The 14,168-nt window shown below is 71.6% G+C and carries 10 protein-coding genes; 6 read left to right on the top strand and 4 right to left on the bottom strand.

What is annotated here, in order from left to right; translation table 11 throughout:
* Nucleotides 1-838 (bottom strand): hypothetical protein (locus ACSW7Y_RS11110; RefSeq protein ID WP_438126346.1); only part of this gene is annotated, 838 nt, incomplete at its 3' end.
* 91 nt (nt 839-929) lie between these two features.
* Here ACSW7Y_RS11110 and ACSW7Y_RS11105 point away from each other — a divergent pair.
* Nucleotides 930-2,231 carry an exopolysaccharide production protein gene (locus tag ACSW7Y_RS11105; RefSeq protein WP_438126345.1) on the top strand — a complete coding sequence of 434 codons (1,302 nt, stop codon included), beginning with the start codon at nt 930-932 and terminating at the stop codon, nt 2,229-2,231.
* Nucleotides 2,232-2,492: 261 nt separating this feature from the next.
* The gene (locus tag ACSW7Y_RS11100) at nt 2,493-4,373 is read left to right on the top strand and encodes a hypothetical protein (RefSeq protein WP_438126344.1); all 1,881 of its coding nucleotides are present in this window, start codon (nt 2,493-2,495) and stop codon (nt 4,371-4,373) included.
* 77 nt (nt 4,374-4,450) lie between these two features.
* Here ACSW7Y_RS11100 and ACSW7Y_RS11095 read toward each other — a convergent pair whose 3' ends face one another.
* Both ACSW7Y_RS11095 and ACSW7Y_RS11090 read right to left on the bottom strand, forming a co-directional pair.
* Nucleotides 4,451-5,203, bottom strand: coding sequence for a polyprenol monophosphomannose synthase (locus tag ACSW7Y_RS11095; protein WP_438126343.1), 753 nt, complete (start codon nt 5,201-5,203; stop codon nt 4,451-4,453).
* Entirely contained in the window at nt 5,200-7,689 is a 2,490-nt protein-coding gene (locus tag ACSW7Y_RS11090; RefSeq protein WP_438126342.1) for a glycosyltransferase, read from the bottom strand. Before ACSW7Y_RS11090 ends, ACSW7Y_RS11095 begins: the two co-directional genes overlap by 4 nt.
* Nucleotides 7,690-7,829: 140 nt before the next feature.
* On the opposite strand from ACSW7Y_RS11090, the gene ACSW7Y_RS11085 reads away from it, so the two are divergent.
* A complete protein-coding gene (locus ACSW7Y_RS11085) occupies nt 7,830-9,116 on the top strand; it encodes a glycosyltransferase family protein (RefSeq protein WP_438126341.1) in 1,287 nt (428 codons plus the stop codon).
* A 75-nt stretch (nt 9,117-9,191) separates the two neighbouring features.
* On the opposite strand, the gene ACSW7Y_RS11080 is transcribed toward ACSW7Y_RS11085, so the two are convergent.
* Nucleotides 9,192-11,633 carry a hypothetical protein gene (locus ACSW7Y_RS11080; RefSeq protein WP_438126340.1) on the bottom strand — a complete coding sequence of 814 codons (2,442 nt, stop codon included), beginning with the start codon at nt 11,631-11,633 and terminating at the stop codon, nt 9,192-9,194.
* A 30-nt stretch (nt 11,634-11,663) separates the two neighbouring features.
* Here ACSW7Y_RS11080 and ACSW7Y_RS11075 point away from each other — a divergent pair, with 30 nt between their 5' ends.
* The 3 genes from ACSW7Y_RS11075 to ACSW7Y_RS11065 form a co-directional block, all read left to right on the top strand.
* On the top strand, nt 11,664-12,296 hold the full coding sequence (locus ACSW7Y_RS11075; RefSeq protein ID WP_438126339.1) for a hypothetical protein: 633 nt from the start codon (nt 11,664-11,666) through the stop codon (nt 12,294-12,296).
* Nucleotides 12,297-12,420: 124 nt separating this feature from the next.
* Complete coding sequence (locus tag ACSW7Y_RS11070; protein WP_438126338.1) at nt 12,421-13,323, top strand: ABC transporter permease; 903 nt, start codon at nt 12,421-12,423, stop codon at nt 13,321-13,323.
* 3 nt (nt 13,324-13,326) lie between these two features.
* The coding region (locus ACSW7Y_RS11065; RefSeq protein WP_438126337.1) for an ABC transporter ATP-binding protein at nt 13,327-14,168 on the top strand (842 nt) is incomplete at its 3' end.

The following is a 14,168-nucleotide window of genomic DNA, read 5'->3' as shown; positions in this document are numbered from 1 at the left end:
CCCACCAGCCGTGGTCGAGCACGGCGCGCACCACGTCGCCGACGCGGGGACGGAGGAGGCCGCCGAGCGGCTGCAGCAGCCAGCCCGCCAGGACGTCGACGACGGGTGGTGGTGTCGTCGCGGTGTCCCGGCGCTCCGCGGTGCTCGCGACGACCACCTGCGCCGTCGCCCCGAGCACCGCTGCGAGCGTCGCCGGCAGGGGGCGCAGGCCCGACCGCGATGCGGAGTGCGCACGGTGGCGGGACCGGCCCGCGCGCCGTCGCGTCGGTGACCAGCCGAGGAGGAGCAACGGCAGGAACAGCACGGTCAGCGGTTCGGTGAGCACCACGGCGAGGGTCACGAAGGCGAGCCCGGTCGAGCCCCACCAGCTGCGCGGCCGGTACGCGAGGAGCCACGGTGCGAGCGCGAGGAGGAACCAGTGGAGGTTCGCCGCGTTCCCCGCGATCTCGTGGGGCGCGAGCGGGAGGACCGCCGGCACCGCGGCGAGCAGGAACCGGACCGGCCAGGGGCCGACGACGTCGCGAGCGAGCACGGTGACGAGGGCCGCCGCTCCCCCGACGACGAGGCACGAGCCGAGCGACAGGGCGACCGCGTAGTGCTCGACGGGCAGCGCCCACGCAGCGCCGACGACGACCCGGGGCACGAGGTGCAGGTACCCGGCGTACGGGCGCAGCAGGTCCCACGGCTGCTCGAGGTGCTCGCGGAGGAACACCCCGCCGTCCTCGGCCCAGACCGTCCGGGCGGCGACGGGACCGAGGCGCCACCAGCCGACGGACGTCACGACCGCGCCCACGAGCACGGCGGCGAGAGCGGTCCGGGCCGGCTCGCTGCGCGCCATGAGGTGAGCGTACGTCGATATCGCGCATCGTGGATAGAGCGGTCCGGACAGTCCGCGCGTGGACCCGGCCGCGGTACGGGAAGATGGACGGGTGACGGACGGCCGGGTGACGAGACGCGTGCAGGCGCGCCGCTACCTGTCCGCCTGGATCGGCTTCTCCGCGGGCGGCCGGTTCAGCCAGGCGCTCACGACCGTGATCGTCCTCTTCGCGTTCGGCGAGCCCACCGTCACCGCGATCGTCGGCGCGGCGGGCACCTGGGCGGTGCTCGTCACGCTCGTGGTGCTCGCCGGGCTCAGCCTGCTCGGACAGCGGTACCGGATCGAGTGGCACGGCGTCCTGCCGCTCTCGCTCCTGGCGTTCGTCGGGTACTGCGCCCTGAGCGTCCTCTGGAGCCAGTACTCGTGGGTGGCCCTCCGCGGTCTGACCGCCACCGTGTGCTTCGTCGGCCTCGGCCTCTACCTCGCGCTCGGCCGCGACCTCGTGCAGGTCATCCGCGCGTCCGGTGACGCGTTCCGCATCCTGCTCGTCGCCGCACTCGGCCTCGAGGTGCTGTCCGGCCTCGTCCTCGACGTGCCGCTCCCGGCGTTCGGGATCCGCGGCGACATCGCCTACGGCGGCCCGATCCAGGGCATCGGCGGGACCCGCAACTTCATGGGCTTCATCGCTGCGATGGCCCTCGTCACGTTCGTCGTGGAGTTCCTCACCCGGTCGGTCACCGTCTGGCGGGCGGTCGCGTCGACCGCGCTGGCGGTGATCGCCCTGATGCTCGTCCAGTCCCCCATCACCGGACTCGCGATGATCGCCCTCGCCGTCGCGGCGCTGGCCCTGTGGGCGTTGCGACACGCCCGACCGAGCGCGCGACCGGTCGTGAACGCGGTCCTCGGGGCCGCCGTCCTCGCGATGATCGTCGTGGGCGTCATCGGTCGGCACCGCGTGCTCGCCGAGATCGGTGCCGCCGGCGGGACCGCGACGCGGCTCGACCTCTGGGCGCAGATCCGCACCCTCACGACCCAGTACCCGATCCAGGGCTGGGGCTGGGTGGGCACGTGGCCGCAGGAGGCCGTGGTGCCGTACGTCACGCTCATCGACCCGGCCGGGCAGCGGTTCACCTCCGCGCTCAACGCGTTCGTCGACGCCTGGCTGCAGATCGGCCTCGCGGGGACGATCCTCCTCGGCATCACCGCGCTGCTCGCGTTCGCGCGGGCGTGGGTGACCGCGACCACGTTCCCCGGCGTCGCCTACGTGTGGCCGGCGGCCGTCCTGGTGCTGCTCGCCGTGACGAGCACGGCGGAGAGCTACCTCCTGCACGGTGCGGGGCTGATGTTCTTCGTGACCGTGCTCGTGGTCGCGGCACGTCGGCGCTCGTGGCGCCGGCACCTGCCGCGCGCCTGAGCGCGCTCCCGGTCGGCGCCACGGCACTTCCGTGCCCCGCGCCCACGCTCGCGTGCGCGCTGTTCCTCGCCCGCGCACGCTGCGCTCCTCGCCCGCGCACGCGTGCGCGCCGCGCTCGGGCGACCTGCCTGGAGGCGCGACCCGCCCCCGCGACGCAGGCCGCGCCTCCGGGCGGTCACCTCCCGGCTCCCCGCGCGTTGCATCCTGCACCTAGACTGCGGGAGGCCGTCAGGGGGACGGCCGCCCGACCGAGGGAGCCCCATGCGCCTGCGTCGCCGCATCGCACTCGTCCTGACCGCCGTCGTCGTCGCCTCCGGGCTCGCAGTGGTCGCACCGGCCGCCGTCGCCCAGGCCGCGGCCCCGACCACCGGCCGCTACACGCCGATCGACACGACCCGGGTCTGGTCCGGTGGCCTCAGCACGACACCGACGGTGGTCAAGATCACCGGGAGCGCCGTCCCGTCGGACGCCACGGCCGTCGTCGTGAACGTCGAGGTCGCCAAGCCGACGGCCGCCGGGTACGTCCGCGTGACCCCGGCCGGCAAGGACGCCACCGTCGCCACCCAGGACTTCGCCGCCGGGCAGACCATCGCGAACCTCGTCACCGTCCGACTCGTCGACGGGTCCGTGCAGGCGAAGCTGTCGAAGGGCACCGCGAACGGGTACTTCGACGTCGCCGGCTACTACGCCGACGGATCCGGCGCCACCTACACACCCCTCGACGCCACCCGGGTGTTCGGCGGCACGGTCGGCACCACGCCGACCGTCGTGCCGCTCGCCGGAGTCGGCGGGGTACCGGCGGACGCCACCGCCGTCGCCGTGAACGTGCAGGTCAGCAGCCCGAGCGCCGCCGGGTACGTGCGGCTCACCACGGCCGGGCAGGACCCGTCCGTCGTGACGCAGCTGTTCGGGAAGGGGCAGGCGCTGGCGAACCTCGCCATCGTGAAGCTCTCCGCCGACGGGGCCGCGCAGGTCCGGCTCAACACCGGCTCCGCGACCGTCCACCTCGACGTCTCCGGCTACTACTCGGCGTCGTCGAGCGGCTCCGTGTTCGTCCCGCTCGACACCACCCGTGCCTACGGCGGCACCATCGGCAGCACCACGCAGACCGTCCGTCTGTCCGGCACCGCCGGGGTCCCCGGGACCGCCACGGCCGTCGTCGCCAACGCCGAGGTCACCGGCCCGACGAAGGCGGCGTACCTCCGGGTCACACCGGCCGGGGCGGACGCGCAGGTCGCCACGCAGGTGTTCACGCCGGGGCAGTCCGTCGCCAACCTCGTCATGTCGAAGGTCACCGGCTCGACGGTCACTGGCTCGACGGTGGACCGCCGCGTGCAGGTCAAGGCGTCGACGGGGTCCGCGGTGCTGCACCTCGACGTCGCGGGGTACTTCCTGGACGGGTCGAGCGGGTCCGGATTCGGGGCGGACGTCTCGTGGCCGCAGGGATCGTCGGCGTCTGCCTACCCCTCGGACCAGGCGTTCGGGATCGTCGGGGTGAACGGTTCGCTCCCCAACCAGACGAACGCCTCCCTGTCGCCGCAGCTCGCCTGGGCCGCGGACTCGGTCGGCGGGACGTCACAGCCCGACACGCAGCTCTACGTGCTCGCGGCGAACCCGGGCAAGGCCGCGTCGGTGTGGCCGTCCTCGAACGCCTACCCCGCGGGCGTCACGGTCGCGAACCCGTACGGAACGTGCGTGGCCAAGGCGTACGACGCCGCCTGCTCGTACATGTACGGGTACGCCCGCGCCTGGGACGACACGCACTCCCGGGGCGTCCCCACCCCCACCGCGTTCCGCTGGTGGATCGACGTCGAGACGAGCCTCTCCTGGCTCGACGCAGCCGACGCGTCCGACCACCAGAAGCAGAACCGCGCCGACCTCGAGGGCATGGTCGCCGCGCTGCAGGCCTCCGGTGTGACGGCCGTCGGGCTCTACTCGACGAAGTCCCAGTTCACGCAGATCGCGGGACCGGTGACCTCGTCGTCGCCGCTGTACCGGCTGCCGAGCTGGATCGCGGTCGGGAACGACGGGGTCGCGGCGGCGCAGCAGGCGTGCGGGGCCGGGGGCCTCACCGCGGGCAGCCAGGTGCGGATGACGCAGTTCGTCGCCGCCGCCCAGGACCACGACGTCAGCTGCGTCTGAACCGGCGGCGGCCGAGCCGGCAGGCGGCGGCCCTCCTGCCCACGGCGTGAGCGGTGGGCAGGAGGGACCGCGCGTCGCTACGCGCGGGACGGCCGCCGACGGCCGAAGCGACGCTGGAAGCCCCACTGCGTGACGCGGAGCATGGCCTCGACCACGATGCCGCCGCTCATCTTCGACACGCCGTACAGACGGTCGCGGAAGCGGATCGGCACCTCGACGATCCGACCGCCCTGGGCGTCCACCCGGAGCGTCATGTCGACCTGGAAGCAGTAGCCCTTCGAGTCGATCGCGTCGAGGTCCATCGCCGCGATCGCCTCGGCACGGTACACCCGGAAGCCCGCCGTGACGTCGTGCACCCGGATGCCGAGCACGAGCCGAGCGTAGGTGTTCGCGCCCCGGCTCAGGACCTCGCGCCGGAGCGGCCAGTCCACCACGGAACCCCCGCGGACCCAGCGCGACCCGATCGCGAGGAGCACGTCGGCGTCCGACCGGACGGCGTCGATCATCGCCGGCAGGCGGTCGGCGGGGTGGGAGCCGTCGGCGTCCATCTCGACGAGCAGCGGGTACCCGCGCTCGAGTCCCCAGCGGAAGCCGGTGACGTACGCGGAGCCGAGGCCGAGCTTGCCCGAGCGCTGGAGCAGGTGCACCCGGTCGTCCTCCGCCCCGATCGCGCGGACGATGTCCCCGGTGCCGTCGGGGCTGCCGTCGTCGACGACGAGCACGTGGGCGTCCGGCACCGCGCCGAGCACGGCGTCGATGATCGTGCGGATGTTCTCGGCCTCGTCGTAGGTCGGGATGACGACGAGGGCGCTGGCGTCCTGCCGGCTCAACGGTTCTGCAGCCGACGCTTGATCTTGCCCGCGACGCTCCGCGGGCCCTCGGTGCGGAAGTAGTGCACCGCGCGGCCGAGGTCGTGCCGCACCCCGTAGAGCTTCTTGCGGTCGGGCACACGGACACGCATCTCGTGCGGGACGACCGCCGAGCCGGTGTCGCGCACGGACTTGTCCGCGGCCCGGATCGGGTTGCGGCAGAACTCGACGAGCGGGGCGAGGACGTTCTCCCAGGTGAACTGCTCGCGCACACGGTCGACGTTGCCGATGAACTCCGCGCGGGCCTTCTTGTCGAAGAGCGCGGTCTCGAGCGCGTCGGCGAGTCCGGTGACGTCCTGCTCGTGCACGGCGATGCCGAGCTTCTCCGCGGCCACGAGGTCGCCGAAGGAGTCGCCCGCGGTCGTCACGATCGGCAGCCGCGCCCACAGGTAGTCGAGGATGCGGGTGCGGAACGAGAAGGTCGTCTCGAGGTGCTCGTAGTGCGTGGAGACACCCGCGTCCGCCTCGAGCAGGTACGCGCCGCGCTCCTCGTACGGGATCCACGTCTCGTTGAAGAACACGTGCTTCCCGGTGAGCCCCAGGGCGTCGGCCTCGGCCCGGACCTTCGCGACGATGTCCATCTCGGGGACGTCGGGGTTCGGGTGCTGCACGCCCATGAACAGGAGCTTCACGCTCGGCTTCCGCGCCGCCAGTTCGCCCATCGCCCGGACGAGCGTGATCGGGTCGAACCAGTCGTAGATGCCGCCGCCCCAGACGACGAGCTTGTCGTTCTTGCCGATACCGGGAACGACGCCCTTCACCCGCTGCACGTCGTGCACGGGCGGGGTCGACGACAGGCCGAACGGGACGACGCCGATGAGCGACCGGAGGTCGGGGTCACGGGAGTACGTGCGGGCGTTCACCCGGCCGGACCCGGCCAGCTGACCGAGCCAGAACATGCGCTGGCGTTCGGATGCGCAGATGAAGTAGTCGCCGAGCTCGAGCTGGTGGTTCAGCGTGTCCGACGCGTCGAGGATCTGACGGTTCCACTGGTCGACGTCGTCACTGCGCCCCTGCTCGAGCTGCTCGAGGTGCAGCGGGTCGTAGACGTCCACGACGAGGATCTTGCGCGTCGACTCGAGCACCGGGAACAGGCGGAGTGCGTGGCCCTGCACGACGATGACGTCGGCCCAGCCCTCGTGCTCGACCATCTGGCGCGGGTGACGGTGCGGGACCGTGACGACCTCGTACGAGGGATCGATCTCCTCGGAACGGGTGAGGCTCACGACGCGGACGTCGTGCTCCTTGGCGAGCTCCTTCGCCATCCGGGTCGCTCGGATCGCCGGGCCGGCCATCTTCTCGCCGATCGCGTCGCCCGTGATGATGAGCACGCGGCGGCGGGTGCCGACCTCGAGGACCCCGAGGGAGTGGACGATCTTGTCGTACCCGGCGAGGTAGTCCTCGATCGGGTACGCCGGCTCGTCGCGGTTGCCGAAGAGGCGGAGGAGCTCGCGGTCGCTCCGGACGCGGGTCGCCTGGATCTGTCGACGCGACTCGGTCATCGACGGGAGCTGCTCGACGAACTGGTCGACCCCGTAGATGCCGGCCATGCTCGTCTTCGGCACCGGGATGGTCGGGACGCTGTCATCACCGGGGTTGCGCAGGTCGAGCTCGGTCGAGTCGAGCTCACCGCGGCCGACCGCACGGCGGACGGCGAGGGCGAGCGACCCGGGGAGCGCTGCGGCGAGCTGTTCGTCGCCGAGGTTCTTGTAGAGGGTGAAGAGCGCGTTCCGCTCGAGCAGGTAGGTCTCGCGGAAGTCGCCGAACTTGTTCATCGACGCGTGGTGCTTGTGGAAGGCCACCGACTTCGGCTGGTAGCGGAACCGCCAGCCGAGCAGGTTGAGCCGCCACCCGAGGTCGACGTCCTCGTAGAACATGAAGTAGCGGTCGTCGAAGCCGCCGAGCTGCTCGAAGAGCTCCGCGCGGACGAACATCGCCGCCCCGGTGCCGAACAGGACGTCGGTCTCGCTCTCCCAGCGGCCGGTGTCCGGCGAGCCGGCGAAGGGCTTGTAGCCCATGCCGTACCAGGTCATCGCGGCCTCGGTGAAGTCGACGTTGACGCCCTCCCAGTCGAGGACCTTCGACGCGACGGCGCCGATGTCCGCACCGGACGCGAACGTCGCCATCGCCTCGCGCACCCAGCCGACGCCGGGTCGGGCGTCGTTGTTGAGGAACGCGACGACCTCGCCGGAGGACTTCGCGACGCCGAGGTTGCACCCACCCGTGAAGCCGAGGTTCGCGCCCGCGTCGACCAGTGTGAAGTCGAGGTCGGACGCCTTGAGCCGGCCGAGGTGCTCCGGCCCGGAGCCGTTCTCGACGACGATGACCTCGAGCTTGTCTTGCGGCCAGTCCTGCTTCCGGAGCTCCGCGATGCTCGTGAGGGTGTCGTCCGTGCCCTTGTAGTTGACCAGGACGACGGAGACGACTCCGGCCTTTCGCTCGCTCACGCGGTTCCTCCAGCAGCTCGCACGCGTGCACGCGTGGTGGTTCGGTGGCCGGGCACCAGCGTGCCGTCGGCCGAGGACACCCTACAAGGCCGAGCGCGCCCTTCGCCGTCCGCGCCCCGGGCGTCGTGCAGAATGACACGATGCCCACCCCGCACATCCCCACCGACCCCGCCCGCTCGCCGCTCGAGGCCGAGTACACCGAGATCGCGGCCGGAACGCGTGCCGAGGGACCGCGCGGCACCGTGCGCTTCGCGGTGTCGACGGCCGACGTCACCGCCGGCAAGGGCGACCTCTTCGTGGCACTCGGGCTCGCGCGCGCCCTGCACGCGGACGGGTGGGGTGTGGCGCTCTGGCCGATCGAGCGCTGGACCGAGGAGGTCCCCGCGGACACCGCCGTCCTGGTCAGCATGATCGAGTCGTTCGTCCCGGGCCTGGTCCCGGCGGGCACGGCGCTCGTGGCGTGGGTGCGCAACTGGACCGCGCAGTGGGCTTCCCTGCCGTACCTCGACGAGTTCGACTCGGTGTGGACGTCCTCGACGATCGCGCGCGACGCCGTCGCCGAGCACCGGTCCGGTCCGGTCGAGGTCGTGCCCATCGCCGCGGACACCGACCTCTTCACGGCGGACGACGACGGCCCCCGCTCGGACCGCGCCGTCACCACGGTGAACTTCTGGGGCGTCCGGCGGCGCGTGCAGGACGTGCTCGAGGCCGTGCGTCCGCCGCAGCCGATCCTGTGGTTCGCCGCGAACGCCGGCCACGTCGACCCCTCCCCCGGCGTGGAGCTCCGCGACGCCGTCTCCTACTTCGCGTTGCCCGAGGTGTACCGCGCGGCGGCGTTCGTGGTCGACGACGTGATCGCGCCCGCGGCCGAGTTCGGCACGCTCAACTCCCGACTGTTCGAGTCCCTCGCCGCCGGTGCGCTGCCGGTGACCGACTGCGCACTCGGCCTCGACGAACTCGGGCTGGGCGACGTGCCCGTGTACGCGGACGCGCCGTCGCTCGAACGTGCCCTGTCGCTGCCCGAGGGCGAGCGTTCCGCACTCGTCGGACGCCTGCGTGCCGTGGTGCTCGACCGGCACACCTTCCGCGCGCGGGCCGCACAGGTCGGGCCCGTCCTCGACGGCGTGGTCGCCGCGGCCCGTGGTCGCACCGGTCCGCGGTCGCCGATGCTCCGCTGGGTGACCGCGCTCCGCGAGGAGCTCCGCGCGACCGCCGCGGAGCGCGACGTGCACCGTGCCGGGGTCGAGGCCATCAACGAGCGGCTCATCGCGTCGGAGACGGCCGCTGCCGGCTTCGACCGCGGCCGTCGTACGGCCGAGGAGGAACGCGACGCCATCGCCCAGCGGTACGACGCCCTCACGCGGTCCTTCGAGTACCGCGCCCTGCACACGGCGACGCAGGTCGCACGGCGCGCGTTGCGTCGCTGACGCGACCCGTGGACGGACGGGAGGCACGGTGCCGGCTGGCACCGTGCCTCCCGTCCGTCAGGGGGTCGTGCGCACTCAGCGCACGGTGACGCTCCGGCAGACGGAGGTGTTGCCCCCGGCGCCCTGGTTGATCGCGTAGGCGCACATCTGCACGGTGCTGCCGCTCGGCTGACCGCTCAGCACGGTGCTGAAGGCGTGCTGCGTCCCGAAGCCGGCGTAGGTGGCACCGAGCGACTTCGTCTGGTCGGCAGCGATGTTCGCCCGGCCGACGCCGTCCACGTACAGGTGCACGCGGATCGAGGCCGCGGTGTCGGGATCGATCGCCCAGCCGCGGACCTTCACCTGCCCGGCCGCCGGCGAGGACACCTCGTCGAGCAGCAGGGTCGGGTCGCCCGACGCCGCCGTGACGCTCGAGCAGGTCTGCGCGTCCGACCCGCCGCCGACGTTCTTCGCGACGGCGCACACCGTGTGCTTCCCGGGTCCGATGCCGACCAGCGTCGTGGTGTACCCGTGCGCGTTGCCGTAGCCCGGATGGCCGCTCCCGAACGAGGTCTCCGAGACGTTCGCGGTGCCGGTCGCGACCTGCTTGCCGTCGACGGTGTAGCGCATCGACAGCGACGCCGTCGTGTCCGGGTCGTACGCGGTCCCGGCGACGCTGACCTTGCCGAGGCCCGCGGACACCGCCGAGTCGACCGTCACCTTCGGCGGGCCCGTGGGCGTCGAGAACGGCTTGCAGATGCTCGCGTTCGAGGACCCCGGACCCTGGTTGATCGCGATGATGCACAGGTTGTGCTTGCCGGCCGTGATGCCGGTCTGCTCGAGTCGGTACGCGTGCTGGTCGCCGAAGCCCGGCTTCGCCGTGTCCAGGCCGGGCTTGTACTGGTCCGCCCACGGCGATGCGATGCCCGCACCGTCGAGGTAGAAGGCCATCCGCACCGGACCGGTGGTGTCGGGGTCGATCGCCCAGCCACGCACGAGGAGCTGCCCGGGTGCCTTCGACGACACCTCGTCCACGGCGAGCCACGGGTACCCGGTCGGCTGCTGGACCGACTTCGACGCCACCTGCACCCACTTGCCGGTCGAGAGGTCCTTCGCGTGGACGGTCACGGTGTTCGTGCCCGCCGGGAAGCCCTTCACGGTGCCGGAGTAGCCGTGCTCGTCGCCGTAGCCCGGCTTCGCCGCGTCGAGACCGTTCTTCTGCTGGTCGGCGTCCATCGTCCCGAGGACCTTGCCGCCGACGCGGACCTGGACCTGCGTCGCCGAGGCGGTGTCGCGGTCGATGGCCCAGCCGCGGATCGTGAGCGTCCCGGCGACCGCGGTCGCGGCGTCGATCACGCCCGTGGGGCTCCCACCGAGGACGTTCACGTCGTTGCAGGCGAGCAGGACGTTCGATCCGGGCCCGGTGTTGATGCCGTAGACGCAGACGTTGTGCTTGCCGGACGAGAGCCCGGTGATCGTCGAGGAGAACCCGTGCGCGGTGTTGTTCGCACCGAGCTGGGAGGCGAGGTCCGGGCGCTGCACGTTCGCGGTGAGCGAGGCCTTCCCCACGCCGTCGACGTAGACGTTCGCCCGGATCGGCGCCGTGGTGTCCGGGTCGGCGGCCCAGCCGCGGAGCACGATGCGTCCGAAGCCGCCCGTCACCCCGTCGACGCTGCCGATCGGCGACGAACCGCCCGTGGGCGAGCCGAACCAGTCGGTGTACATCCGCCAGAAGTTGCGGTTGCCGTACGCCGAGCAGCTGTCGCCGGAGCCGTAGAGGTTGTTCATCGCGGCGGTGTTCGGGGTGTACGGCGTGTAGATGTACAGCCCGGCGGTCGCCTGGTTCTTGATGTAGACGGTCTTCCGTCCGCACGCGGCGTTCGGGTTGTAGAGGATCGAGTTGTTGCGGCCGGCCTGGTACGCCCACGAGGTCGGCGAGGCCTGGTACCGCTTGAACTGCAGCGCGGCGGCGTACACCTGCTGGCCGAACCCGTAGTACTTCGGGTCGCACGGGGCGGTGTCCGGGCACGCGAACCCGGTGGCGTGCAGGTACATGTAGCTCGTCGGGCTGTTCGTCGCGACGATCCCCTGCTCCTTCTGGAGGAGCACGAGCAGGACCTTCTGGCTGATGCCGCACGCGGCGCCGACCTGGGCGATGACCGTCGCCGCGGACTTCACGCCACCACCGATCGCGGAGCACCGGCCGGACACGGCGGCGATGCCGCTCATGTTCTGCGAGAAGTTCTTCAAGCACGCCGGGCCGCCGGACGCCTGCCGGCAGTTCGGCGCGACGCTGTTGAGGAACGACTGCACCGACGACGCACTCATCGCGGAACCGTTGTAGAAGTTCGCGTCGCTGATGATGTACCCGGGGTCGAACGCCCCGGCCGTCGCGGCCGAGGCGGACCGGGTCGTCGCCTGCTCGGCGGCGATAGTGCCGAAGGTCAGGCCGGTCACGGCGACGGCGAGGGCTGCGACGAGCGCGAGCGCGGACCGCAGCGGTCGAGGCCCCCGCCCGTGGTCTCGGATGGACAGCATCACGGCACCTCCGCCGTCATCGGGTCGGACGTGGTCGACTTCGACCCCACCGAGTACGTGAGTGTGATCGACCAGGTGCCGGTGGACACCTGGGCGGACGGGAACGAGACCTGCGCGCAGTTGACCGCGCTCGGGCTGGCTTCGGCGGAGCTGGTGGCGGTGCGGGTCGTGCCGCCCTTCTTCGCGGTGAAGGTGCACCTGCCGGACGTGTCCGTCGTGCCGGAGACGAGTCCGCCGGCCTGGAGCGTCCGGCTGCCGGTGTCCCACCCGGCGAACGTGACGACGGCGGTGGCCGGGAAACCGGCGGGGTCGGGGTCCGGCTGCGCGGTCTGGCCCGAGCCCGGGAAGGCGCCGGGGGTGTCGTCGTCCGTCGGCGTCCCGTCGTCGGGCGCGCTCGACGTCGGGTCGCTCGGCGTCGCCGCCGGTGCCGATGCGGTCGGCGTGGCCGTGGCCGAGGCGGATCTCGAGGGAGTGCGCGACGCGGTCGGATCGGAGCCGCCGTCGCCGGAGGAGCACCCGGCCGCGAGGAGACTGAGCGCGCCGACCACCGCGAACGCAGCGATCGGCCGTGATGCGAGGGGCATGCTGACGGGCCGTCCTGTGGTTGTTGACAAGGGTCCGGGTTGCGTCAACGGTAACCCCAAAGTGAAGGTTGAGGGTTGATATCGCCGATATTCACCCCCGCACGGGGGTGCGCGACGGCTGTCGTCCAGTCCGCCGGGCGCGCCCCGCCCCGCAGGACCGCCGAGTATGCTGTCCCGGTCCCGCCCCACGAACGAAGAGACACATGGTCGATCAAGCCCGCATGGCCGCGCTCGCGGAGGAGCCCCTGGTCGTGGTCGGCGCTCCGACGAGTGCCATCCGCGGAACCTGGCGCGAACTCCGCGACGTCTTCCGGCAGCGCGAGATGCTCGGCATGCTCGTTCGCCGCGACCTCAAGGCGCGCTACAAGGACTCGGCGCTCGGGTTCGTGTGGACCCTGGTCCGCCCGCTGACACAGCTGCTCATCTACTACTTCGTCATGGGCCAGATCCTCGGCGCGGCCAAGGGCATCGACAACTTCGCGATCTACGTCTTCACCGGACTCAGCGCGTACACGCTGTTCAGCGAGATCGTCGCGGGGTCCACCGGCTCGATCGTCGGCAACAGCGGGCTGATCAAGAAGGTCTACGTCCCGCGCGAGGTGTTCCCGCTCGCCAGCGTCGGCGCAGCGCTGGTCAACTACGTGATCCAGTTCGCGATCCTCATCGCGGCCACCCTCGTGATCGGGGTGTTCCCCCTCCACGAAGGACTCGTCTACCTCATCCCGTCGGTGCTCGTGATCCTGGTCTACGGCGCAGCGATCGGTCTCGTCCTCTCGGCGCTCAACGTGTACCTGCGCGACGTGCAGTTCGTCATCGACGTCGGCCTGATGGTGCTCCTCTGGGCGTCGCCGATCGTCTACTCGTACGCGATGGTCGTCGACCGGCTCAAGGTCGACTGGATCCTCGCCGTCTACACGAACAACCCCCTGACCCTGTCGGTCCTCGGGATGCAGAACGCGATCTGGTTGCACGACCCGAAGGACGTCGTCTACCCCGAGCACCTCATGCTCCGACTCGGCATCGCGTTCGTGATCGGCCTGTTCTGCCTGATCGGCGCGCAGCGCGTGTTCTCGCGGCTGCAGGGCAACTTCGCGCAGGAGCTCTAGACCATGGCCATCAGCACCCCCGTCGCACCCTCGACGCAGCCGCGGTCGGACGCACGCCCCGACGTGATCGTGATCGACCGGGTCCGCAAGCGGTTCACCGTCCGCAAGGACAACACCATCCGCGAGCGCATCGTCACGCTCGGTCGGGCCGGCCGCAAGCACCGGCAGGACTTCTGGGCGCTCGACGACGTCAGCGTCCGGATCCAGGCGGGCACGACCGTCGGGCTCATCGGGCAGAACGGCTCCGGCAAGTCGACGCTGCTCAAGGCGATCGGCGGCATCATCCAGCCGACGTCCGGCACGGTCTCGCGCCGCGGACGCCTGGCGGCCCTGCTCGAGCTCGGCGCCGGCTTCCACCCGGACCTCTCGGGCCGCGAGAACGTCTTCCTCAACGCGGCGCTGCTCGGCCTGAGCCGTAAGGAGACCGAAGAGCGGTTCGACGACATCCTCGCGTTCTCCGGCATCGGCGACTTCATCGACACCCAGGTGAAGTTCTACAGCTCGGGCATGTACGTCCGACTCGCCTTCGCGGTGGCCGTGCACACCGACCCGGACGTGCTCCTCGTCGACGAGGTCCTGGCGGTCGGCGACGAGGCCTTCCAACGCAAGTGCCTCGACCGCATCCGCTCGTTCCAGGAGCAGGGCAAGACGATCATCATCGTCACGCACTCGCTCAGCCAGGTGCAGGAGATGTGCGACCGCGTCGTGCTGCTCAACAAGGGCAAGGTCCTGCACGACGGCGACGCCGTGCAGGCGGTGAGCAAGTTCCGCGACGTGCTCGAGGAGCGCCGGTCCGGCGAGCTGAGCGCCGACGTCGCCGTGGGGCGCGGCACGGTCCTCGGGGC

This window comes from Curtobacterium flaccumfaciens (genome assembly GCF_051548005.1).
In the GTDB taxonomy this organism is placed as follows: Bacteria; Actinomycetota; Actinomycetes; order Actinomycetales; family Microbacteriaceae; genus Curtobacterium.
The sequence above is the reverse complement of the archived record's forward strand: the minus strand, read 5'-3'. Positions and strand labels throughout refer to the sequence as shown.